The organism is Lentzea aerocolonigenes (genome assembly GCF_000955955.1).
Taxonomy (GTDB): domain Bacteria; phylum Actinomycetota; class Actinomycetes; order Mycobacteriales; family Pseudonocardiaceae; genus Lentzea; species Lentzea aerocolonigenes_A.
In genome coordinates this window covers 72,857-95,299 of sequence record NZ_JYJG01000003.1, presented here as the reverse complement: position 1 = coordinate 95,299, position 22,443 = coordinate 72,857, and the positions used below count along the sequence as shown (strand labels likewise).

General features: G+C 68.6%; 20 protein-coding genes. 3 read left to right on the top strand and 17 right to left on the bottom strand.

The features are described 5' to 3' along the window. Nucleotides 1–183: 183 nt before the first annotated feature. Complete coding sequence (locus tag UK23_RS00900; protein ID WP_196777562.1) at nucleotides 184–588, bottom strand: zf-HC2 domain-containing protein; 405 nt, start codon at nucleotides 586–588, stop codon at nucleotides 184–186. A gap of 64 nt (nucleotides 589–652) precedes the next feature. Continuing rightward, a complete protein-coding gene (locus tag UK23_RS00895) occupies nucleotides 653–1,180 on the bottom strand; it encodes a sigma-70 family RNA polymerase sigma factor (protein ID WP_045309470.1) in 528 nt (175 codons plus the stop codon). Nucleotides 1,181–1,440: 260 nt separating this feature from the next. Here UK23_RS00895 and UK23_RS48125 point away from each other — a divergent pair, with 260 nt between their 5' ends. Next, nucleotides 1,441–2,670: a DUF4142 domain-containing protein gene (locus tag UK23_RS48125; protein ID WP_196777561.1), complete on the top strand. Its 1,230-nt coding sequence runs from the start codon at nucleotides 1,441–1,443 to the stop codon at nucleotides 2,668–2,670. Nucleotides 2,671–2,823: 153 nt separating this feature from the next. On the opposite strand, the gene UK23_RS00885 is transcribed toward UK23_RS48125, so the two are convergent. Genes UK23_RS00885 through UK23_RS00875 form a run of 3 tightly spaced genes read right to left on the bottom strand, consistent with a single transcriptional unit; the run spans nucleotide 2,824 to nucleotide 5,980 of the window. Then, a complete protein-coding gene (locus UK23_RS00885; protein WP_082114316.1) occupies nucleotides 2,824–4,416 on the bottom strand; it encodes an AAA family ATPase in 1,593 nt (530 codons plus the stop codon). Beyond that, the gene (locus tag UK23_RS00880) at nucleotides 4,409–5,176 is read right to left on the bottom strand and encodes an RNA ligase family protein (RefSeq protein ID WP_045309373.1); all 768 of its coding nucleotides are present in this window, start codon (nucleotides 5,174–5,176) and stop codon (nucleotides 4,409–4,411) included. Before UK23_RS00880 ends, UK23_RS00885 begins: the two co-directional genes overlap by 8 nt. Before the next feature lie 42 nt (nucleotides 5,177–5,218). After that, entirely contained in the window at nucleotides 5,219–5,980 is a 762-nt protein-coding gene (locus tag UK23_RS00875) for a hypothetical protein (RefSeq protein WP_045309372.1), read from the bottom strand. Between the two features lie 186 nt (nucleotides 5,981–6,166). Between UK23_RS00875 and UK23_RS00870 the strand changes: the two genes are divergently transcribed. After that, nucleotides 6,167–6,967: a S1 family peptidase gene (locus UK23_RS00870; RefSeq protein WP_045309371.1), complete on the top strand. Its 801-nt coding sequence runs from the start codon at nucleotides 6,167–6,169 to the stop codon at nucleotides 6,965–6,967. Nucleotides 6,968–7,027: 60 nt separating this feature from the next. On the opposite strand, the gene UK23_RS00865 is transcribed toward UK23_RS00870, so the two are convergent. From UK23_RS00865 to UK23_RS00830, 8 genes are all read right to left on the bottom strand, one after another. Continuing rightward, nucleotides 7,028–7,828 (bottom strand): alpha/beta fold hydrolase, encoded by an 801-nt coding sequence (locus UK23_RS00865; protein ID WP_045309370.1) that lies wholly within the window; start codon nucleotides 7,826–7,828, stop codon nucleotides 7,028–7,030. Nucleotides 7,829–7,953: 125 nt separating this feature from the next. Continuing rightward, nucleotides 7,954–8,406, bottom strand: coding sequence for a MarR family winged helix-turn-helix transcriptional regulator (locus UK23_RS00860; protein ID WP_045309369.1), 453 nt, complete (start codon nucleotides 8,404–8,406; stop codon nucleotides 7,954–7,956). A gap of 28 nt (nucleotides 8,407–8,434) precedes the next feature. Further along, complete coding sequence (locus UK23_RS00855) at nucleotides 8,435–9,061, bottom strand: nucleotidyltransferase family protein (protein ID WP_231114327.1); 627 nt, start codon at nucleotides 9,059–9,061, stop codon at nucleotides 8,435–8,437. Nucleotides 9,062–9,430: 369 nt separating this feature from the next. Further along, the gene (locus tag UK23_RS00850) at nucleotides 9,431–9,940 is read right to left on the bottom strand and encodes a regulatory protein RecX (protein ID WP_045309367.1); all 510 of its coding nucleotides are present in this window, start codon (nucleotides 9,938–9,940) and stop codon (nucleotides 9,431–9,433) included. 13 nt (nucleotides 9,941–9,953) lie between these two features. Further along, nucleotides 9,954–11,000 (bottom strand): recombinase RecA, encoded by a 1,047-nt coding sequence (gene recA / locus UK23_RS00845; protein WP_045309366.1) that lies wholly within the window; start codon nucleotides 10,998–11,000, stop codon nucleotides 9,954–9,956. A gap of 147 nt (nucleotides 11,001–11,147) precedes the next feature. Further along, on the bottom strand, nucleotides 11,148–11,342 hold the full coding sequence (locus UK23_RS00840) for a DUF3046 domain-containing protein (RefSeq protein ID WP_045309365.1): 195 nt from the start codon (nucleotides 11,340–11,342) through the stop codon (nucleotides 11,148–11,150). 9 nt (nucleotides 11,343–11,351) lie between these two features. After that, a complete protein-coding gene (locus tag UK23_RS00835) occupies nucleotides 11,352–12,602 on the bottom strand; it encodes an MFS transporter (protein ID WP_045309364.1) in 1,251 nt (416 codons plus the stop codon). A gap of 53 nt (nucleotides 12,603–12,655) precedes the next feature. Next, nucleotides 12,656–14,506 carry an Hsp70 family protein gene (locus tag UK23_RS00830; RefSeq protein ID WP_045309363.1) on the bottom strand — a complete coding sequence of 617 codons (1,851 nt, stop codon included), beginning with the start codon at nucleotides 14,504–14,506 and terminating at the stop codon, nucleotides 12,656–12,658. Nucleotides 14,507–14,617: 111 nt separating this feature from the next. On the opposite strand from UK23_RS00830, the gene UK23_RS00825 reads away from it, so the two are divergent. Further along, complete coding sequence (locus tag UK23_RS00825; RefSeq protein WP_196777568.1) at nucleotides 14,618–19,162, top strand: ATP-dependent helicase; 4,545 nt, start codon at nucleotides 14,618–14,620, stop codon at nucleotides 19,160–19,162. 421 nt (nucleotides 19,163–19,583) lie between these two features. Here the strand turns inward: UK23_RS00825 and UK23_RS00820 are convergent, their stop codons facing one another. From UK23_RS00820 to UK23_RS00805, 4 genes are all read right to left on the bottom strand, one after another. Continuing rightward, on the bottom strand, nucleotides 19,584–20,570 hold the full coding sequence (locus UK23_RS00820) for a 1-aminocyclopropane-1-carboxylate deaminase (protein ID WP_156212616.1): 987 nt from the start codon (nucleotides 20,568–20,570) through the stop codon (nucleotides 19,584–19,586). Beyond that, nucleotides 20,567–21,202, bottom strand: coding sequence for a GntR family transcriptional regulator (locus UK23_RS00815; protein WP_052684264.1), 636 nt, complete (start codon nucleotides 21,200–21,202; stop codon nucleotides 20,567–20,569). The genes UK23_RS00820 and UK23_RS00815 overlap by 4 nt, the downstream gene beginning before the upstream one ends. Before the next feature lie 77 nt (nucleotides 21,203–21,279). Beyond that, complete coding sequence (locus UK23_RS00810; RefSeq protein ID WP_045309360.1) at nucleotides 21,280–21,843, bottom strand: GNAT family N-acetyltransferase; 564 nt, start codon at nucleotides 21,841–21,843, stop codon at nucleotides 21,280–21,282. Then, on the bottom strand, nucleotides 21,840–22,328 hold the full coding sequence (locus UK23_RS00805; RefSeq protein WP_045309359.1) for a YbaK/EbsC family protein: 489 nt from the start codon (nucleotides 22,326–22,328) through the stop codon (nucleotides 21,840–21,842). The genes UK23_RS00810 and UK23_RS00805 overlap by 4 nt, the downstream gene beginning before the upstream one ends. Nucleotides 22,329–22,443: the final 115 nt, after the last annotated feature.

Here is a 22,443-nt window from a genome sequence, read left to right as displayed (position 1 = left end):
GCCGAACGTTTCGGTGTTCCTTCGGTGAGGACCGTAGAGACCTGCGCTTCGTCGTCGGGCAAACTTACCCACAGGTAACGGTTAACGGAACTGTGAGCTGTTCGGGAGAGCGCGATGATCTGGGCCAGGCTGGTGGGCGGATGGCTCCGCCTCGCCTGCGCGCTCATCGGGTCACCTGTCGCTTCACACGTGCCGGAACAGCGGAAACGGCCCGGAGCAAGACTCGGGGCGAGCAGACTCCGCACGCGTCAGGGTGCCGGCTTCGACAGGATCGACGGTGTTCGTGGACAACGACTCCACGACCGTCAGGACTGCGGCGATGGCCACGACGACGCCCGCCGCCAGCATCAGGATGGCGCGGGTGACGCGGCCCGAGACAGGGCACGGCCGGTTGCCGGCAGGTGGATGGACGACCTGACGCAACACAGGCGCGAACATGCCGAAGTCGGCCGCGTCGCGCTGGCAGCTCTCGCACCCGGCTAGGTGCCGGGAGAAGATCACGTGCTGGCCGGGGTCGAGCACCCCGAGCGCATATGCCGCAACATCACCGCACGGCCCGTCGGGGCTCGTGCGGTTTTCGCTGTCCACCGCTTCCCCTGGCGGTCCTACTACGTACACGGGGTCGTGATGTGGTTGACGAGTCACCATCACGCTAGCTCCTGTCCTGCAGCGCCCGGCGGATCGTGTGCATGGCCTTGTACAGCCGGGACTTGACGGTTCCTTCCGGGACTCCGAGAACGATCGCGGCCTCCTTCACGGTTCGTCCCATGACATACGTTTCGTAGATGGCCGAACGGTGTTCATCACTCAATTGGCGTACTACATCGGTAATGACCATCACCGAAAGTGTCTGTTCTGTGTCGTCCGGAGATTCAGCGATGTCCGGGCGAAGCAATTCCACTTCCTGAGGCCTCGCCTGACGGCTGCGCCATCCGTCGATCACAATGCGACGAGCCACGGTACAAAGCCACCCGCGCAACATCCCCGGTTCACGAACAAGGTGAGCGGAGTTCTGCCAAGCCCTGATCAACGTCTCCTGGACAACATCTTCTGTCCATTGGCGGTCGTAGTTGGTCAGACACAGGACCTGCGAGAACAACATCCGCTGGAACTGCCCGTAGAGGAGCGTGAGCAATTCCTCGTCCTGATGGGCTTGTGCGACCCTGCCCTGATCGACCATGAAGCTTGCGACCTCCCCAGATATCGGCGACGGCTTCGCTTCGGGCGGCAGGCCTAGCGACTCGGTGGCCGAGTATGGAATCCATCGCATCCTACATCGTGAACACGAAATCCTCTCGGGTACGTAAATCCAGCCCCAATGGTTCGCAAGTTCTGCTGTGATCCACGTCACATAAGCATCTTCGCATGTCCTGTGAACCGGGGCTCCACCTGCGCGTATTACCTTCGAAGGCAGCTCGATCGCGGGGAGGAACGGGCACTATGCGTCACCGGTTGGGTACGCTGGGGCAGCACGCAGCGCTGTTTGCCGTCTCGTCTGCAGTATTTCTGGGAGCGCTCATAGGAGCAGTTCCGGCAAATGCGCAGTCGACCGACGTGCAACCCTCGGAACGCTCTTTCATGGTATCTCTGCGCCAAGCGAACTCTTGGCTCGTACCAATCAGCAAAGAGGCTCCGACGCGGACCACGAATGCAGGTATCAGCAATGCCGGAAGGGACATCTTCGAAGGCCACTCTCGACTCGACGTCGATCTGCTCAAAGCCGCCACCGAACTGGGCGTGGTGCTGCCGAACGACGTGAGCAGTGAACACCAGTCACTCATCAACGAGATGGCAGAACGCACCGGCGACAACCACGACCGCGCCTACGCGACGATCGTGCGCCAGACTCAGGGCGGCCTTCTCGTAATGGCCGTGCAAACGCGCGCCACAACGCAGAACACCACAATTCGCACGCTCGCCCACCAAACCGTTCAAATGCTCATCCGCACGATGACGGTCGTCGAGAACACAGGTCTGGTCGACCCGTCCGCGCTCGAATTGGTGGCGGTCAAGGCACAGGTGAACGCGATTCGCGTCATCGGCCAGAACGTCGAACCGTCGGACCGGGAATTGCTCGTGCTGCTCACCCAGCATTCGCTGTGGCAGAAACCGGCGAGCCGCGAGAGCTCGGATCGGGCCAGGGATGCGAAGGTCCGCAAGGTCGCGGGCCAGCTCGCCGCCGAACACACCCAGCTCGTCTCGGCGGTCGCGGAAGCGGCCTCTCAGATCGGCGTCGATCTGCCGACCGAACCGACCACCGAGCAGAAGTCGTGGGCGAACGCCATCTCGTCGAGCTCCGGCGACGAGTTCGACCGCATGTACGCGAACCTGTCCCGCGCCGCCGACGGCTCCCTGATCACCCAGGTCGCCCGGGCACGCGCGACGACCAAGAGCGTCCCCACGCGCATCGCCGCACAAACCGGTCTCACGCTCCTGCTCAAGCACATGCTCCTGCTGGAGGGCACCGGCCTGGTGAAGTCGAACTCCCTTCAGATGACCGACGTCCCGGCCATCACCCAGAAACAGCCCAACGCCAGCGCACCCGCACAGCCCGACGACTCCCCCACGAGCATCGGCTTCATCACCGGGATCATCGTCCTGGTCGTAGCCGGCGCGGGCACCCTCTGGCTGGTCCGAGCCGTCGGCCACCACGGCGAACACCGCCGCTAGCCCACCCCGGCCCGGCACTGATATATCGGCTGCGCAGCCCTCGCCACCCGATATATCACCCGCCGCCTGCCGCCTTGGCAATGAGTCTTTTGACGACGTCGTCCAAAGAGTCATTGCTAAGGCGCAGGTCGGCGGGTTGCTGGGTTGACATAGTCAGGATGAAAGGCGAAACGTGCCCAGGACCTCGACGCTGGTGGAGCCGGTGGCGCCGGCCGAGCGGGTGTCGCGGACGACGGCGACGTGGTCGGCGTCGGGCGGAGCGGGCACCACAACGGTCAGGACGCGCGGGGCGTCCGAACTGATATATGGATCTTGGGGGAAGGTTTCGACGTTGCTGCCGAGGCCTGCCCGGACCGGGACGCGGCTGAGGGTTCGGCCGTCGCGGTCGCGGACTTCCACGTGGTCGCCGGAGTCCCGGAGTGTGTGACTGTCGCGGAAGGGACCGGCGGTGACATCTTTCGGCACGTTGACCGGGTGCTGCTCCAGGAGCCGGACGCCGTCCGAGGTGAACTCGAAGATGAGGCGGACGGATCTGGTCAACGGAACGTCGGTCATGGCGAGTGCCTCCGGAGGGGTCGCAGGGGTCCCTTGTATGAGGCATCGCGGGCGAGGCTGAGTACGTGTCCAGGTTTGCGCCGTGTCCACCCGTTCGACGGCGTGCGCTTCGGTGAGGTCGACCGCCTCCCACTTGTCGACCAGCCGGTCGATCACCGCGGCCGGCACCGGTTCCCGGCGGGCGCGGTTGCGGGAGTGGATCACGGCCTTGGGGGCTTCGAGGCCGACGAGCGTGATCCGGGCGTGGTAGTCGGCGGCCAGGCCGATGCAGCGGTCGCGCAGCTGGCGGGAGATGTTGGTCGCGTTCCAGACGAACCTCTCCCCCGCACGAAGCAGCACCCGCGCTTCCTCGAACGCCGCAGCCGCCACGGCGCGTTGGTCGCCATCAGGCGCGATGCCGAGTCGTGCGCGCACGGAGTCGAGGCTGACGACCGGCCAGCCTGGACGATGAGCGGCGATCCAGTGGTCCTTGCCGACACCCGGCAGACCGGACAGCACGGTCACCTCGACGCGCGTGTCGTCGTAGGCGGCGTAGTCCGGGTCGCGGCCGGGAGTGCGGAAGTACTGGAACCGCGCGTGGTCCGACGGGAAGAGACGCGGCCGGTCGAGGCACGAGCGTTCGCGGCAGTACTCCTCGAACAGGGCGATGTTCTCGAGCACCGACTCGGCGTCGCCGCAGATCCGGCCGAGGATGTCGGCGCGGGCGAGCGTCGCGAGGTCGTCGTTGCGCGCGACCAGGCTCACCCGGAACGCGATCTGGTCGAGGTCGGGACGTTCCAGCGCCCAGAACGGAACCTGGTGGTGGCGCACCAGAGCCGCGATGTGTTCGCGCCACGCGATCGGGCGGCCCATCTCCCACAACAGCTTGCGTGCCAGGAGATCTCCGGCGCGCGAGTGGCCGTGGGCGGTGATGCGCCCGTCGTCGATCTGGGTGCGGAACGGCTTCGCGACGTCGTGGAGCAGCACCGTCGCGAACAAGCGCACCCGGTCGGGTTCGGGGCGTGCGCGCCACTCCGGCAGCGAGACGAGAGCCTCGCACGCCATCCGGGTGTGGGTGGCGACGTCGCCTTCCGCGTGGTGGATCGGGTCCTGCGGCACGCCTTCCAACGCGCGCACCCACGGGAACGCCGCGCGGACGGCGTTCCAGTCGAGAGTCCACTGTGGACCGGCAGGGCAGAGTTCCTCAAACACCGGACACGACCCGGTTCGGCAGGATCGGGCGGTCCTGCCAATGACTGCCCGAGTCCAGCACTGCGGTGAGGAACGTCGGGCGCACCCACTTGTAGCGCTCGACGGTGCGGCCGTTCTCCTCCACCTTGATGTAGAGGCCTTCCATGTGGTCGTCGGAATCCGTTTCCGCGACAACGGTTTCCGCGTCCTGCCCCGCCGCCAGCGCCGCCTCGACCAGCGCGTCTCGCCACAGAGCGGTGCGACAGGTGGACGGGCCGATCAGCGCGGTCAGGTCCTGCAACGTCCGCAGCGGGCCCTCGTGCAGCACGGGCACGGGCACCACCGGCGTTCCGGCGAGCACGCGGCGGCGTTCCGGTGTGGACAGGAAGTCGCCCGTCTCGCGGTCGAGCAGGTCGAACTCGCAGAAGTGGTGCGGCAGCGCGTCGTAGAACACGGTGTGCTTGGCGTAGAGCCATTCCCCGTAGAGGACGAAGCGCGTGCCGAGCCGTTCCCAGAGCACGCTCTGGTGCGTCGCCGCCCACGCCTTCAGCGGCGCGAACTGGCGTTCGCGCGGCCCGCCGGTCAGGAAATGGCCGCGTGACTGCAACTTCAGCGCGGCGGAGGAGTCGAAGCTGATGCCGGCGTTGGCACCGTCGAGCTTCTCCTCGACGACCAGGTGCCGCCCCGCGATCGCGCGGAACGGCACCTGGTCGAGGTCCTCGTCGCCCGGTTGCAGGCGCGAGCCCTCCAGATGGGGCGTTCGCGGGTACTTGCGCAACATGCCCCATTTTGTAACCCGCCCGAGCGCCCGCTCGCGAACGGTTTACGCCTGACCGACGAACGCGGCCTTGTCGGACTTGAAGCTCGGCTCGAACACGAGCTGCATCTCACCGGGCTGTTTGCCGACGGAGTACGCGACGTCGTAGGTGTAGGTCTTGCCGGGCAGCACGGTCGCCGTGTCGAACGTGCTGCCACAGCCGTTGCTGTCGAAGACCCGCTCCGCCTGCTGCCCGTTGAACTGCGCGTCGTTGCCGATCGTCAGCAACGCGGTCTCGAACGCGGTGCTCGTACCGTTGGTGATGGTGACCTTGAACTTCACCGCGCGGGCGATGTTCGCCGGCGCCGCGTACTGGCCGGGCGTGCACGCGACCGGCGCGGCGACCTCGATCGAAAGGCCGTTCTCCCACGTGTACCGCTCGCCCCAGGTCGGCGGTTTGGTGACCGCTTGCTGTTTCGGGGTCTCACCTGCGACGCCGACCTGACCCTGGTTCGTGGTGCCGTTGAGGATGTTGTCGAGCTCCTTCGCCGTCGCCTGCTGCGCCATCACCGTGAAGACGATCGCGGCGACGCAGAGGACGACACCGATCGCGGCGAGAACCTTGCGCGTGCCGAACAACGCGATCACGCCGAGCACGAGCCCGACGAACGCGGCGATGGCGGTGAGGTTGTTGAGGAAGATGACCCACGAGCAGACGACGCCGACGATTCCGAGGATCACCGCCGACCACGCGAGCGCACCGAACCGTGTGGGCTTCCGCGGTGCGACCGGAGGCGGGGCGTAGACGGACTGCGTCGGATAGGTCATCACGGCTCCTGGCGGTTGCGATGTGTGACCACCACGTCGATTGGTCCGCTTTACCTGTTAGCGCCGCACTCGGGCACCACTCGATCGAGTTACTCACGGCACGTCAGCCGACTTCCGTCGGTAGCGAGCTGGATACGATCCGTACAGGCTTGGCGCTGCATGCCATCCCTGAAAGGAACCCTGCACATGGCACGACGACTCGTCGTTTCCCTGCTCGCGGCGATCGCCGCACTCGGCGTCACGACGGCACCCGCGCAAGCCGCCGTCGACTTCGCCGGAACCGTCGGACTCAGCAACTGCTCCGGCTCACTGGTCCGCCTGCCGAGCTCGACGGCCGCGGACAAGGCGCTCATGCTCACGAACGGGCACTGCTACCAGCTCATGAAGGCGGGCCAGGTGGTCACCAACCTGTCCGCCAACCGTGAGGTCAAGCTGCTCAACGGCGCCAGCACCGAGATCGCCAAGCTCCGCACGGCCAAGCTCCTCTACGCGACGATGACCGGCACCGACGTCGCGTTCTACCAGCTCAACACGACGTACGGGCAGATCCAGCAGCAGTACGGCATCCGCGCGCTGGAGCTGTCGGCCTCGCATCCCGTGGCGAAGACCGACATCCGGGTCGTCTCCGGCTACTGGAAGAAGATCTACTCCTGCCAGGTCGACGGCTTCGTCTACCAGCTCAAGGAAGCCGACTGGACCTGGCGCGACTCGCTGCGCTACACGTCGTCGTGCAACACCATCGGCGGCACCTCGGGTTCGCCGATCATCGACAACGTGAGCGGCAAGGTCGTCGGCATCAACAACACCGGCAACGAGAGCGGCGGCCGCTGCACGATGAACAACCCGTGCGAGGTCGACGCGGCCGGCAAGATCACCGTTCGCAAGGGCATCAACTACGGCCAGCAGACGTTCGACTTCGTCGCCTGCTTCGGCCCCGGCACGACGCTGAACCTGGCACTGCCGGGCTGCAAGGTCGCGAAGCCCTGACGTTTGAAGGACATGGCGAAAGCCGGGGCGCCCCTGCTGCGCCCCGGCTTTCTGCTTCTACTAACGCGCGGCGCGGACGATCAGGTCGGCCACGGTGTCCGGCTGAGACACGGCCACCGAGTGCGACGCACCGCGAACCTCGACGACGGCCTTGGCGTGGGCGCGCTCGGCCATCCACTTCTGGGCCACGACCGGGATGTTCTTGTCCTTGCCCGCCACCACGAAGTACGACGGGATCTGGTGCCACGCGGGGTCACCGGCCTTCTCGGTCAGCGCGGTGTCGTTGACCGGGCGCTGCGTCGCCGCCGCCAGCGTCGCGTCCTTGCGCGAGACGTCGGCCGCGAACTGCTGCCAGTACTTGTCCTGCTGAATCACCAGGTCCTTGCTGCCGTCACCGATGTCGATGGTCGACAGCGTGTCGCCGAGCGTGCTGCCGGGGAACTTGTTCGAGAGCTCCAGCGCGCTCTCGCCCTTCTCCGGCGCGAATGCCGCGACGTAGACGAGCGACTTCACGTTCGGGTTTCCGAGCGCCGCCTCCGACTGGACCATGCCGCCGTACGAGTGGCCGGCGAGCACGATCGGCCCGTCGATCGAGGCGAGCACCTTGCGCAGGTAGCTTGCGTCACCTGTGAGCGACCGCAGCGGGTTCGCCACCGCGACGACCGGGAATCCCTTGCGCTGCAGGCGTTCCACGACGCCGTTCCAGCTGGATGCGTCCGCGAACGCGCCGTGCACCAGCACGACGGTCGGCTTCTTGGCGCCGGACTTCTCGGTCTCCTCCGAGGCTCCGGCACCCGACGGGACAACAGCAGCCAGCGCCAGCAGGGTCCCAAGAACGGCGAACACCTTACGAACTCGCATTGCTCTCTCACTCTCTCGTCAGGCACCGCGGCGGCGGTGCATCGCGCTCGATTAGGTCGTGCACGATGTAAGTTACCCGACGAGATACCTCGTACGCGATGTAATTCAGGTCACTCGATAGGCGGCTAGCGCTCGGCGCCGTGCTTGACCCGGTGCAACGCCTTGCGCAGGACTGCGATCTCGTCGTTGGTCATACCGAGCGCCTCACCGAGCTTGCTGGTCATCTCGCCGCCGATCCACTGCAGGTCACGACCCTTGTCGGTGAGCTGCACGAGCACGGACCGCTCGTCGTCGGGGTGCGTGACGCGCACCAGCAGCCCGCTCTTCTCCAGCCTCTTGATCAACGGCGACAGGGTGCTGTACTCGAGGTCGAGCTCGTGGACGAGCTCCCGGATCGGCCGCGAGTCGCGCTCCCACAGCAGGAGCATCACCAGGAACTGCGGGTAGGTGATGCCGGCCTTGTCCAAGATCGGGCGGTAGAAGCCCGTGACCGCTCTCGACGTCGTGTAGAGGTCGAAGCAGAGCAGGTCGGAGACGGTGGGAATGGCCTCGGACGGCGCGTCGGGAGTGGTGCTCACAACGCCAGACTACTCGCGCACGATGTAATCAGCCGCCATCGGCGACCGGCGCAGGCCAGGGCAACACGGTGAGCTCGGGCCACTGTTCGCGCCACCGCCGGGTTTTCGCCGCGTACACGCTGCGCGGGGCGAGCACGGGGTTCGGCCGGACAACGAGGTTGAACACGTCGGCAAGGCCGTGCGGCGCGTAGATCCGCCACCTGTCCGCTTCGTCGAGCCGGACGCCGACGCAGCACGTCGTGGCCGCGAAGGAGTCGATGGCCGCCTCGGTTGAGGTGTGGGGCTCGCAGGGAACCCCGAAGCGGTCCTCGTACCAGAGGTGCACGCGGGCCTCGTTGCGGATCTCGACGACCGCGGACAGGCCGCCGAAGGCACGTTCACCGGCCTGGATGACCTCGTTCTCCGCCTCCCAGCTGAGGTCGGAGTCGTTGAAGTAGAACAAGTCGTAGTCCTTGATGCCCTCTGCCGGTGGTCGGCCGGAGACCACGTTCCACACCGTCTGGAACACGCACCCGGCCGTCAGGTACCAGCCTGGGAGATCGAGCTTCGCGGCACGAGCCAGGACCTCGGTCAGCAGCTCGTTGCGGGCGAGGATCGCCCGGAGTGCGTCGACCTGCTCGTCGATCGGGAGCCGGCCGAGCGGCACACCTGACACCAGCGAACCCTTCCACGCAACCCTTGCGCCCCAACGCGGCCATCAGAGGACGGACTTCGATCCGTCCGCGTCGGACAGCGTGCGCAGACCAGTTCGACGACCAGACCGCGAGACCTGAGCCAGGACGAGGTCTCGTCCAACGCCTCGTCACCCGCCGCACGCAGCTCGTCCTGCACCACACGGCAGGCGAGGCCCCCGGCGCAATCCTCACGCGCCAAAGCACCCATCAGACAGCGGATCTCAGCCACCCGGCCAGCGTGCGAAAACGTCTTGCGGACCAGCACGCGAGCCCGCAGCCACCGCACCTCGCAGCGCAGCACCACGACCATGCCGTCGCCGCGGCGGCTACGCGACCGAGCCAGACCTGGCCTAGGACCAGGTCTCGTCCAACGCCGACGCCTCGTCACCGGCGGCACGCAGCTCGTCGCGGACCACGCGGTAGGCGAGGCCCTCGGCGTATCCCTTGCGCGCCAACGCACCCACCAGGCGGCGGATCTTGGTCGTCTCGTCCACACCGGACAGCGTGCGGAGGCGTTTGCGGACCAGCTCGCGGGCCCGCTCCTCCTCCGCCTCACCGTCCACCGCGGCCACGGCTTCGGCGACCACCTCGTCGGCCACGCCCTTGCGGCGCAACTCCATGGCCAGGGCTCGGCGGCCCAGGCCGTTGTACGTGTGGCGCGAGCGGACCCACATCTCGGCGAACTGAGCGTCGTCGATCAGGCCCGCGCGGTCGAACTTGCCGAGGACGGTCTCGGCCGCGGCGGGACTGATTCCCTTGCGCAGCAACGCGTCGTGGAGCTCTTGCCGGGATCGGGCGCGAGCGGTGAGCAGCGCGTAGCAGATGTCGCGTGCTTTGCGCTGCTCCTCAGCCTCGTCCACCCCGCACTACCTCTTAGAACTCGACCGGCGCGGCGGGAACCGTCTCGTCGGCGTCGAGGGTGGCGCCGATGCCGAGCTTGTCCTTGATGCGCTTCTCGACCTCGTTCGCGATGTCCGGGTTGTCCAGCAGGAACTTGCGGGCGTTCTCCTTGCCCTGGCCCAGCTGGTCGCCCTCGTAGGTGTACCAGGCACCGGACTTGCGCAGGATGCCCTGGTCGACACCCATGTCGATGAGCGAGCCCTCGCGGCTGACGCCCTTGCCGTAGAGGATGTCGAACTCGGCCTGCTTGAAGGGCGGCGCGACCTTGTTCTTCACGACCTTGACCCTGGTGCGGTTGCCCACGGGCTCGCCGCCGTCCTTCAGGGTCTCGATGCGGCGCACGTCGAGGCGCACGGAGGCGTAGAACTTCAGCGCCTTACCACCGGTCGTGGTCTCCGGGGAGCCGAACATCACGCCGATCTTCTCGCGCAGCTGGTTGATGAAGATCGCGGTGGTGTTGGACGCGCTCAGCGCACCCGTGATCTTGCGCAGCGCCTGGCTCATCAGGCGGGCCTGCAGACCGACGTGGTTGTCGCCCATCTCGCCCTCGATCTCGGCGCGCGGCACGAGGGCCGCGACCGAGTCGATGACCAGGATGTCGAGCGCGCCGGAACGGACCAGCATGTCCGCGATCTCGAGCGCCTGCTCACCGGTGTCGGGCTGGGAGACCAGCAGCGCGTCGGTGTCCACGCCCAGCTTCTTCGCGTACTCGGGGTCGAGCGCGTGCTCCGCGTCGATGAACGCCGCGATGCCGCCCGCCTTCTGCGCGTTCGCCACGGCGTGCAGCGCCACCGTCGTCTTACCCGACGACTCCGGACCGTAGATCTCGACGACCCGGCCACGCGGCAGGCCACCGATGCCGAGCGCCACGTCCAGCGCGATCGCGCCGGTCGGGATCACGGCGATCGGGGCACGGCCCTCTTCGCCGAGGCGCATCACGGAACCCTTGCCGAACTGCTTGTCGATCTGTGCCAGGGCCAGCTCGAGCGCCTTGTCCCGGTCGGGTGCTGCGGGTGCCATCTTGGGTCCACCTTTTGTCGTCTGCCGTTGCTTCGTCATGTTGGACCTGACGCTACTGGCGGGGTCTGACAATTCTGCGAAGCCGGGGGTCGGAGCCACTGTAGCCGAACACGTGTTCGAGCACACGTGACACTCCGAACCACGAGCTCAGCGTCGATTTTCGGGAACTTCGAACGCGTCGCAGACCGCGACCCAGACCTCTTTGGCACCGATCCCCGCCTCCAACGCGTCGTCGGCGGTACGTCCTCCCAGCGACGACAGCACGTGGTCGCGGGCGATCATCTCGGCCCTGACCTGGCCGAACTCCCCTGCCATGAGTTTGCGGAACATGGTGATGCGCACCGGAAGACCCTAACGAACGGGCTTTCGCAGCGATGCGAAGAGGCACACCACGAGCAACGGCAGCGCGGTGAACCCGACGATCAGCCCGAGCGCCGCGTACGACCACGCCGTCACCACGATCCCGGACACCGCGCCACCAACGGCCCCACCGACGTTCATCACCAGATCGGACAGCCCCTGCGCGGCCGGCCGATCTTCGACCCGCACAGATTCAGTGAGCAACGCGGACCCCGACACCAGCCCCGCCGACCAGCCGAACCCGAGCAGCGCCAGTCCCGCGGCGAGCTGCGGAGCGTCGTGCGACGGCGCCATCCCCGCGATCCCGGACGCCGCCACCACCAGCGACGCGCCGATCGCGAGCACCGGCACCCGCCCCAGCCGGTCCGCCATCCACCCGAACAACGGGCTCGCGGCGTACATCGCGGCCACGTGCAGGCTGATCACCACGCCGACCACGCGCAACGACGCCCCGGCGTGGTTCATGTGCACCGGCGTCATCGACATCAGCCCGACCATCGCGGTGTGGCACAACATCACTCCAACGAGTGCAAGTCGCGCCATCGGCCCGAGCGATCCCCAGATCTTCAGACCACCCGGCGTGCCACCGCCGGAGCAGTGCGGAGATTCAACCGGTCGAGTGCTTCTCACCACGACCAGAGGGTCCGGGCGAAGCCCGAACTGGATCACCAGCACCGCCACGCCGAGCACCACGGCGGCGAGCAGGAACGGCCCGGCACCCACTGGCAGACCGAGGAAAGCCGCGAGCCGTCCAGCGGGATCCGCGAGGTTCGGCCCGATGATCGCGCCGATCATCGCCGCCCACACCACCCGCGAGAGCTCGCGCGCACGCCGTTGGGGATCCGCCAGATCCGTTGCGGCGTAACGAGCCGCGTAGTTCGCGCTGGACGCCCCTCCGAACAGAAGGAGCCCCACCAGCAGCATGGGCCACGCCCCGGCACCCACGGCGACAGCGGCGATCACGGCGCCCAAAGCGCCCATCCCGTAGCCGAGGATCAACGCGGGACGACGCCCACGCCGTTGCGCCAGACGTGCTCCGGGTAAGGCGAGCACCCCCGCACCGGCGACGGCCGCGGTCTGCGCGAGCCCGCCGACGGCATCGGACCCGGACAGCGACGCGGCGATCAGCGTGCTGATCGCGAGGCCGATCGTCACGGCGGCCGACCCCAGGATCTGGGTGCCGGTCAGCACGCGGACGACCTTGCGCTGCACGCGTTCGACCTGCGGCGCGACGGTCACCATGATCGCGATGGTGGCACGCGGGACCCGCGCGCCGACAGGTCCATCAGGGGCGCTTACTCACCCGGTTGAACGGTCTGCTCGAAGAAATCGGCGATTTCGTCCGGCTTGAGCTCGTCCGCGTTCTCCTCGGCGTTCTTGGTGAGGATGCCGAACATGGGCCGTCCCTTGGCCGTGAACACCAGCACGCCGGTGCCGCTCGACGTGGCCGCGCGGTAGCTGCCCTCCAGGCCGTTGCCGGTCCAGTCGGCCTCGACGCGGTCGGTCTGGAACGACTTCGCGATGGCCTCGGCGTTGTTCTCGGCGCCGGTGACGCTGTCGGTGAGGATGTACTGGACCGCGTAACCGTCGCGGATCGTGCAGCTCACGACCGTGCCCTTGATCTCCTCCATGCCGGTGATCTGCGCGGAGTCGGCCTTCTCGCAGCCGCCGCCGTCCGGCACGTGGCCCGCGAGCTGGCGCAGGCACTTGGTGAAGCCCTGGCCGTCCTGGGTCACGTCGTCCTTGCACTCGTCGGCACTGGGCAGGTCGGGCCTGTTGAACGCGAACACCGCGCCGATGACGAGGGCCAGCACCACCACCGCGCCGCCGATGCCGAGGAGGACCTTCTTGTTGTCCTTCTTCGGCGGCATCTGCTGCTGCGGGAAGTTCATCGGGTAGCTGCCGCTGACGTTCGGGTTCATCGGGTACTGCGAGGTCAGCTGGTAGGTACCGCTCGCCGAGTACGGCCCGCTCACGTTCGGGTTCGGGTACGACCCGCTGATCACCGGGTTCGGGCCGCTGACGTTCGGGTTGACCTGGTGCGGACCGCTCACGGCCGGGCTGACCGGCGCCGTCACCACGGTCGGCGGCTCGACGTAGCGGGGCTTGTCGTCCTCGGGCTTCAGCGTGATCATCGCGCGGTCCACGACCTGCGCGCCGGACGCGACGATCGTCTCCGGGTGGTCCGGGTTGGTCGGCACGATGCCGACCTTCTCCGCGATGACCTGCGCGACCAGCGGCATCCGGCAGGAGCCGCCGACGAGGTAGACGTGCTCCGGCGTGACGCCCGCCTTGTGCACGGTGGTGATGAGGAGCTCGGTGGTGCGGATCAGGCTCGGCCGGATCAACGCCTCCAGCTCGCCGCGCGTGACGACGACCTTCTCGAACGGCTCCGGCATCATCACCTCGACCTGAGGCAGCTCCGAGAGGTCCTCCTTGGCGAGGCGCAGCTCCTCGCGCAGGCCGAGGCGGGCGCGGTGGTCGTCCACGGTGACCGGGCGCAGCAACCGCTGCCAGCCCGCCGGATCCTTGTGCGAGATGCTGCGGCCGATGTGCTCGAGCAGCGCCTGGTCGATGTCGAGACCGCCGACGTCGCCGAGGCTGCCGTCGGCGAGAATGCGGTGCTGCGAGTCGAGCACGGAGACGTCGAACGTGTCGGCGCCGAAGTCGTACACGGCGAGCGGACGGCCACCGCCGAGCGAGGCCACCGCGATGGCCTCGGGAACGGGCACCAGCTCGCCCGTCATGCCGGCGAGCCTGGCCGACGACAACAGCTTGGTGCGCCTGGTCGGGCCCCATTCCGCCGGGTGCGTCAGGCGGATCTCGTCGAGTTGCCCGCCCTGCAGCAACGGCGTGACGGCCTCCATCACGCGCGCGTAGATGGCCGCGATCGCGTCGTTGATCGGCAGGTTCGTCTCGCCGAGCTTGATCGTCGCCTTGTCGATGTGGCGCTTCGGGTTCGCCTCGTAGCGCGACGGGTCCTGGCGCGAGCGCCGTTCCGCTTCTCTGCCGACGCGCAGGGTGCCGTCCTCGTCGAGGTAGACGGACGAGGGCATGGTGGGCCCTCCGTCCACATCCACCACACCGTGGTCGGACAGCACCGCAACCGTGTTGGCGGTGCCCAGGTCGACGGACAGGACGCGCACCGTGCTCCCCTCGCAGGACGTACTGCGGGTGATCGTGCCACAGCGGCCTTCGGCAGGTGCTCGGACCTGCACAATCAGAAATTGTCAGACCCGGTTGTCATGATGGTCGGCATGGACGTGATGGAAGCTTTCTCACCGGCGACCAGGCAGTGGTTCGCCGGGGCTTTCGCCGCGCCTACCCAGGCCCAGACGGGTGCGTGGGCGGCCGCGGCGGCGGGCGAGCACGCGCTGGTCATCGCCCCGACGGGCTCGGGCAAGACGCTGGCCGCGTTCCTGTGGGCACTGGACCGGCTGGCTTCTTCCACTGTCCCGGCGGAGCCGAAACGACGGTGCCGGGTGCTTTACGTGTCGCCGTTGAAAGCGCTGGCGGTCGACGTCGAACGAAATCTGCGCGCGCCTCTGGCCGGCATTCGGCAGGCCGCGCACCGGCTGAACCTCACCGAGCCGTCCATCACCGTGGGCATGAGGACGGGCGACACCTCCCCGGAGGAGCGGCGGGCGTTCGGCCGCACTCCCCCTGACGTGCTGGTGACGACGCCGGAGTCGTTGTTCCTGCTGCTCACGTCCTCGGCGCGCGAGTCGTTGCGCGGCGTGGAGACGGTGATCATCGACGAGGTGCACGCGGTGGCGGGCACCAAGCGCGGTGCCCACATGGCTTTGTCACTCGAGCGGCTGGACGCGCTGCTGGACAAGCCCGCCCAGCGGATCGGCCTGTCGGCGACGGTGCGCCCGGTCGAGGAGATCAGCACCTTCCTGGCCGGCGGGCGTCCGGTGTCGGTGGTGCAGCCGAAGACCCCCAAGACCATCCAGGTCGAGGTGGAGGTGCCGGTCGAGGACATGGCGCTGCTCGGTCAGCCGACCGGTGAGGTGTCGGGTTCGGCGGCCGGGCCTGAGCAACGCACGTCCATCTGGCCGTCGGTCGAGGCGCGGGTGCTCGAGCTGGTGCGGGCACACCGGTCGACGATCGTGTTCGCGAACTCGCGGCGGCTCGCGGAACGGCTGACCGCGCGCCTGAACGAGCTCGCGGAAGAGGCCACCGAGCTGGAGTCGTTCCCCGCCGAGGCGATCGGCCAGTCCGGGATGACCGTCCAGAAGACCGCGTCCGTGGCCCGTGCGCACCACGGGTCGATGTCACGCGAGCAACGCACCGCAGTAGAAGAGGACCTGAAGTCCGGGCGGCTGCCGTGCGTGGTGGCGACGTCGTCCTTGGAGCTCGGCATCGACATGGGCTCGGTCGACCTGGTCGTGCAGGTCGAGGCACCGCCGTCGGTCGCCTCGGGGCTGCAACGCGTCGGCCGCGCCGGTCACCAGGTCGGTGCGGTGTCGCGGGGCGTGATGTTCCCGAAGTTCCGCGGCGACCTGGTGTCGTGCGCGGTGGTGGCGGAACGGATGCAGAACGGCGCGATCGAGGCCGTGAAGTTCCCGCGCAACCCCTTGGACGTCCTGGCTCAGCACATCGTCGCGATGGTGGCGATGGAGACGTGGACGGTCGACGACCTGACCGGTTTGGTGCGGCGGGCGGCGCCGTTCGCCGGACTTCCGGACTCGGCACTGCACGCCGTGCTGGACATGCTGTCGGGCCGCTACCCGTCCGAGGAGTTCGGCGAGCTCCGGCCGCGGATCACCTGGGACCGGGTGAACTCCGAGCTGCGCGGACGACCTGGGTCTCAGCGTTTGGCGGTCACCTCCGGCGGCACGATCCCGGACCGCGGGTTGTTCGCGGTGATGACGCCGCCGTCGGAGAACGGTCCCGGCTCGCGGGTCGGCGAGCTGGACGAGGAGATGGTCTACGAGTCGCGCGTCGGCGACACGTTCCTGCTGGGCACGTCGTCGTGGCGGGTCGAGGACATCACACACGATCGAGTGATTGTCGTGCCCGCGCCGGGTCAGCCCGCGCGGATGCCGTTCTGGAAGGGCGACGCACCGGGCCGTCCGCTGGAGCTCGGCCGCGCGATGGGCAAGTTCCTCCGCGAAGTGTCCACAATGGAGGATTCAGCCGCTCGTGAACGGGCGGCGAGTGCCGGCCTGGACCAGTGGGCGACGGACAACCTGCTGGCGTACCTGGGCGAGCAGCGCGACGCGACGCGGCACGTCCCGAACGACAGAACCGTGCTGGTGGAACGGTTCCGCGACGAGCTGGGCGACTGGCGGCTCGTGGTGCACTCCCCGTTCGGTGCGCAGGTCAACGCGCCGTGGGCACTCGCGATCGCGGCCCGGCTGCGCGAACGCCGTGGCGTGGAGGTGCAGGCCGCGCACTCCGACGACGGCATCGTGCTGCGGCTGCCCGATGCTCTCGACTACGAGGGCGTGGAGGTGACGACGGGCGCCGAGGACGTGCTGCTCGATCCGGACGAGGTCGAGCAGATCGTCGTGGCCGAGGTGGGCGGTTCGGCGTTGTTCGCGGCCCGGTTCCGCGAGTGCGCCGCCCGGTCGCTGCTGCTCCCTCGCCGTGATCCGAAACGGCGGACTCCGTTGTGGCAGCAGCGTCAGCGCTCGGCCCAGCTGCTGTCGGTGGCGGCGAAGTACGAGCGGTTCCCGGTGGTGCTGGAGGCGATGCGCGAGTGCCTGCAGGACGTCTACGACGTGCCGGGTCTGCGTGAGCTGATGTCGGACGTCCGCGCGCGCCGGGTGCGCGTGGTCGAGGTGGAGACACCGTCGCCATCGCCGTTCGCGCGCAGCCTGCTGTTCGGTTATGTGGGCATGTTCCTCTACGAGCTCGACGCTCCTCTGGCGGAACGTCGTGCGGCGGCGCTGTCACTGGACTCGACCTTGCTCGCGGAGCTGCTCGGTTCCGAGGCGATCCGGGAGCTGCTCGATCCGGAGGTCGTGGCCGAGGTCGAACGCAGCCTGCAACGCCTGTCCGAGGATCGCCGCCCGCGCCATGCCGAGGACACCGCGGATCTGTTGCGGTTCCTGGGAGATCTCTCCGACGCCGAAGCCCTCGAACGCGGTGTGCCCCGCGAGTGGCTGGACGAGCTGGTGGCCGAGCGCCGGGTGATCCGCGTCCGGATCGCCGGTGAGGAACGGTCGATCTCGATCGAGGACGCGGGCCGGGTCCGCGACGCTTTGGGCGTGGCTCTGCCGGTCGGCGTGCCGGAGGCGTTCACCGAACCGGTGGCGGATCCGCTGGGCGAGCTGCTGAGCCGCTACGCCCGCACCCACGGTCCGTTCGCCGCGACGGAACCCGCTGCTCGCTTCGGGCTGGGCGTGGCCGTGGTGACGGGTGTGCTGGAACGGATGGCCGCCACGGGCCGGTTGGTCCGCGGCGAGCTCCGCCCCGGCGGCACCCACACCGAGTACTGCGACGCTGATGTGCTCCGGCGGCTGCGTCGCGTATCGCTCGCTCGGCTGCGGTCCGAGGTCGAGCCGGTCGAACCGGAGGCGCTGGGCCGGTTCCTGCCGTCGTGGCACGGTCTGGGCCGCCGGCTGCGCTCGGCACCGACGGTCGACGACGTGTTCTCGGTCGTCGAACAGCTTGCGGGAGCACCACTTCCGGCAAGCGCTCTGGAATCGCTGCTGCTCCCCTCGCGGCTGCCGGGCTACTACCCGGCGCTGCTGGACGAGCTGACGGCGTCCGGCGAGGTGACGTGGACCGGCTGCGGTTCGCTGGCCGGTGGCGACGGCTGGATCGCCTTGGCCCCCACGGATGTGGCTGACCTGCTGCTGCCCGACCTGGTGCCGGAGTCGATCCCGGAGTCGCCGCTGCACACGGCGCTCCTGGAGGTCTTGTCCGGTGGTGCACTGTTCTTCCGGCAGGTGGTCGACCGGATCTCGCTGTCCGTGGAGTGCACGGACGCCGAGGTCGTCGGCGCGCTGTGGGACCTGGTGTGGGCGGGCCTGATCACCAACGACACGCTGTCCCCGTTGCGCGCCTTGGTATCCGGCGGCGGCGCGGCCCACAAACCTCGCCGCAGCGCACCGCGAGGCCGCTACGCCCGCCTGCGCGCCGCCCGCCCGGACATGCCTTCGCGCACCGGACCGCCGACCGCCGCCGGCCGCTGGTCGCTGGCGGTGGCCCCGGCTTCGGATCCGACCCGCCGAGCGCACGCCCGAGCCGAGGCTTTCCTGGAGCGCCACGGCGTGCTGACCCGCGGCGCCCTCGACACCGAACGCGTGACAGGCGGGTTCAGCGGTGTCTACAAGGTGCTGCGGGCGATGGAGGAGTCGGGCCAGGTCATCCGCGGGTACGTCGTCGAGGGCCTGGGCGCCGCCCAGTTCGCGGCGCGGGGCGCGGTCGACCGGCTGCGGGCGTTGTCGCGCCCACCCGGCCAACCGGCACAGGACGACCAGGCCGCCGTGGTGCTCGCCGCGGCCGACCCGGCCCAGCCCTACGGTGCCGCGCTGGCGTGGCCGGATCCGTTGGGAGAGGGCAAACATCGCCCGGCGCGCAAGGCGGGCGCGCTGGCCGTGCTGGTCGACGGCAGCCCGGCGCTGTACGTCGAGCGGGGCGGCAAGTCCCTGCTGTCGTTCACCGACGACGACCCGACGCTGCGCGTGGCCGCCAACGCGCTGAGCCGGGCGGTCCGCGACGGCTGGCTGGGTCAGCTGGCTGTGCAGCGGGCCGACGGCGAGGTCGCGCTGACCTCGCACCTCGCCTCGGTGCTGCAGGAGGCGGGCTTCCGCGCCACCCCGAAGGGCCTGCGACTACGGGCCTGACCGAGCACCTCCTCACCTCCACCCACCGGGCACCTCCTCACCTCCACCCACCGAGCACGTCCTCGTCTCCCCCACCGAGCACCCCCTCACCGCTACCCATCGAGCACCTCTTCATTTCCACCCACCGAGCACGTCCTCGTCGCCCCGCCGAGCACCCCGTCGAGCACCTCCTCGTCTCTTCCCATGGACCGGCGCACTCGGCGCCGTCGGTGCGCACTCGCTGGCTTCCTCGACCGCGTTCCCCGGTCCGCAAGCCCGCGCTCCGCATATATGCGGGACGAACGAACCGGCGAATCAGGACATCTGATTTCCAGACAAGACGCTGACCTGGCGCAATAGGAACGAGAACCACCCGTTCAGGTGACGCTCGGCGAGACGAGGGCCGAGCCGGCGAGCCAAAGTCCAAGCCGGAAGACGAGGGCTAGGCCGGGAAGAGCGAGCTGTACGCGTTCAGGGCGGGCTGCCCGCCGAGGTGCGCGTAGAGCACGGTGGAGTCGCGGTCGATCTCGCCCGACGACACCAGGTGGATGAGGCCCGCCAGCGACTTGCCCTCGTAGACCGGGTCGGTGATCATGCCCTCGAGGCTCGCGCCGAGACGCATGGCGTCCACTGTGGACTCGTCGGCGATGCCGTAGGTGCCGGCGTGGAAGCGGTCGTCGAGGAGGATGTCCTGCTCGGACACCGTTACCTCGCGGAGCTTGGCGGTGTTGTGGGCGATGCGGGTGATCTGATCGAGGGTCTCGGCGGGCTTGGCCGAGGCGTCGATGCCCAGCACGCGGCGGTTGGTGTCGCCGGCGAAACCGGCGACCATGCCCGCCTGGGTGCTGCCGGTGACCGAGCAGACGATGATGGTGTCGAAGAAGACGCCGAGCTGGGCTTCCTGCTGGCGGACCTCGTCCGCCCAGTTCGCGAAGCCCATGCCGCCCAGCGGGTGGTCGGAGGCGCCGGCCGGGATCGGGTAGGGCTTGCCGCCCGCCGCGCGGACGTCCTCGATCGCCTTCTCCCACGCCGGTTTGATGCCGATGCCGAACTCGGCGTCCACCAGCCGGACGTCGGCTCCCATCATGCGGCTGAGCAGGATGTTGCCCACCCGGTCACTGCCGACGTCGGACCACTCGACCCAGCTTTCCTGCACCAGCACGGCTTTCAGGCCCGCGCGGGCCGCGGCCGCCGCCACCTGGCGGGTGTGGTTGGACTGGATGCCGCCGATCGACACGAGCGTGTCGCAGCCGGTGGCTAGTGCGTCGGCGACGAGGTACTCGAGCTTGCGGGTCTTGTTGCCTCCGTAGGCGAGGCCGGAGTTGCAGTCCTCGCGCTTCGCCCAGACCGAGGCGCCGCCGAGGTGCGTGGACAGGCGGTCCAGGCGGTGGACCGGCGAGGGACCGAAGAGAAGCGGGAATCTGTTCACAGCTCCTCCTTCAGCGTGCTCCAGTTCTCGTCGACCAGCCGCGCGGCCTGCGCAGAGTCGCCCTTCTCGCAGGCCTCAATGATCTGCTGGTGCTGGGTGACCGAGTGGCGGGCGTTGGGCGAGGAGAAGCGGCTGTGCTCGGCGCGGCGGATCAGCGGCGTGTAGCGGTCGATGGTCGCGGTGATCGCGAAGTTGTCGCAGCAGCGGATGGCCACGGCGTGGAACTCGTCGTCGGCGGCCAGCGCGGCGACGGCGTCGTTGGCGTCGAGCGCCTTCTTGAAGGCCTTGTTGGCGGCGCGCATCGCGGCGATGTCGTCGGCTGTCAACGACTCCCGCTCGATGACCAGGCCCGTGGCGAGGGAGTGCATGGACTGCACGACCGTGAGCGCGTCGAGCACCGGCTCCGCTTCCAGCGCGGTGACACGGGTGTAGGCGTGCGCCTTGGTCTCGACGAGGCCCTCGTCGGTCAGCGTCGCGAGCGCCTCGCGCACCGGAGTGCGGGAGAGGCCGAGCTTCTCGGCCAGCTCGACGTCCTTGATGGCCGTGCCCGGCTCCAGGTCGCCGCGCACGATCGCCGACCTGATCTCGGCGGCGGCCCGCTCCTTCAGTGACCCATATCCAATATATTGCATATTGGTGAGCGTAAAACGAACGGCCCTGACATGCAACAACGCATGCCAGGGCCGTTCGGAAGTCAGGGGTGGGGGATCTAGACGAGAGGAAGCGCGCGGCCGAGCACCGCGAACGGGCGCGGGTCGCCGGTGAACTGGTAGTGCCGCAGCACGTCGACGAAGCCGACGCGGCGGTAGAGCTTCCACGCCTTGCTGGGGCCCTCGGGCGTCGACAGCAGCACGCGGGACGGGGCGACGCCGTCCATGAGGTGGCGCAACAGGTCCTCGCCGAGGCCGCGGCCTTGGGCGCGCGGCAGCACGTGGAGCTCGGTCAGCTCGAAGTAGTCGGTGAGCCAGTCGTCGACGACGGCGGGCGACGAGACCGCCATCAGCCCGCGCCGCACCTGTTCGTGCCACCACTGCCCTGCGGCACCCCGGTAGCCGTAGCCGATGCCGACGAGCTCGTCCTGCTCCCCCAGCGCGACGACGCAGCGCCAGTCCTCGCGCATCATGTGCGCGAGCCACATCGGGGCGCGCTGCTCGACGGTGCCGGGCGGGTAGTTCATCGCGGTCACGTACAACGAGAGTGCCTCGCCGAGCCGGACGTTCAGCTCGGACGCGGACATCTCGACGATGCGCTCCAGGCGCGGCGAGGCCGTCATGCCGACACCACCGCCACGCGCCCGCCCGTCAGCGCCACCAGATCCGCGAAGGTCGTGGGGTACACGGCGTGCGGATGGCCCGCCGCGGCCCAGATCTCCTCGTAGCCGGACAGAGCCCTGTCCACCACGGTCTCGATCGGCCCGGGATGCCCGACCGGCGAGACACCTCCGATCACCTGGCCCGTGTGCTCGCGCACGAACTCCGGGTCGGCGCGCTTGACCGCGTCCGCACCCACCAGTTCGGCGATCATCGACGTGTCCGCGCGGTGCGCTCCCGAGGTCAGCACTAGCAGCGGGGACGCCACGCCGTCGCGCACCGCGGCGAACAGCAGGCTGTTCGCGATCGCGCCGACCTGCACGCCCACCGCGTCCGCAGCGGCTGCCGCGGTCCGCACGGCGTCCGGCAACACGACGATGCGTTCAGCGGTGGCGGCCGGCAGGGCTTCCGCGACTTTGCGGATTCCGGGGTGTTCGAGCGCACTCACATCACCATCAGACCACGACTGGCCCGTACGTGGTGGGCCGGGTTGAGGAATCCATCGGCCGGGAGCTACGCTGGGCGGGACTCGAACATGTGTTCGAGTCGCACCATGCCCCGGA

Bases quoted from the DNA above. Each gene is read 5' to 3' on its own strand.
- UK23_RS00825 (WP_196777568.1), top strand. From the start codon at position 14,618: ATGGACGTGATGGAAGCTTTCTCACCGGCGACCAGGCAGTGGTTCGCC.
- UK23_RS00865 (WP_045309370.1), bottom strand. From the start codon at position 7,828: ATGCGAGTTCGTAAGGTGTTCGCCGTTCTTGGGACCCTGCTGGCGCTG.
- UK23_RS00870 (WP_045309371.1), top strand. From the start codon at position 6,167: ATGGCACGACGACTCGTCGTTTCCCTGCTCGCGGCGATCGCCGCACTC.
- UK23_RS00875 (WP_045309372.1), bottom strand. From the start codon at position 5,980: ATGACCTATCCGACGCAGTCCGTCTACGCCCCGCCTCCGGTCGCACCG.
- UK23_RS00835 (WP_045309364.1), bottom strand. From the start codon at position 12,602: ATGGTGACCGTCGCGCCGCAGGTCGAACGCGTGCAGCGCAAGGTCGTC.
- recA (WP_045309366.1), bottom strand. From the start codon at position 11,000: ATGGCACCCGCAGCACCCGACCGGGACAAGGCGCTCGAGCTGGCCCTG.
- UK23_RS00810 (WP_045309360.1), bottom strand. From the start codon at position 21,843: ATGACGGCCTCGCCGCGCCTGGAGCGCATCGTCGAGATGTCCGCGTCC.
- UK23_RS00815 (WP_052684264.1), bottom strand. From the start codon at position 21,202: ATGCAATATATTGGATATGGGTCACTGAAGGAGCGGGCCGCCGCCGAG.
- UK23_RS00880 (WP_045309373.1), bottom strand. From the start codon at position 5,176: ATGTTGCGCAAGTACCCGCGAACGCCCCATCTGGAGGGCTCGCGCCTG.
- UK23_RS00895 (WP_045309470.1), bottom strand. From the start codon at position 1,180: ATGGTCGATCAGGGCAGGGTCGCACAAGCCCATCAGGACGAGGAATTG.
- UK23_RS48125 (WP_196777561.1), top strand. From the start codon at position 1,441: ATGCGTCACCGGTTGGGTACGCTGGGGCAGCACGCAGCGCTGTTTGCC.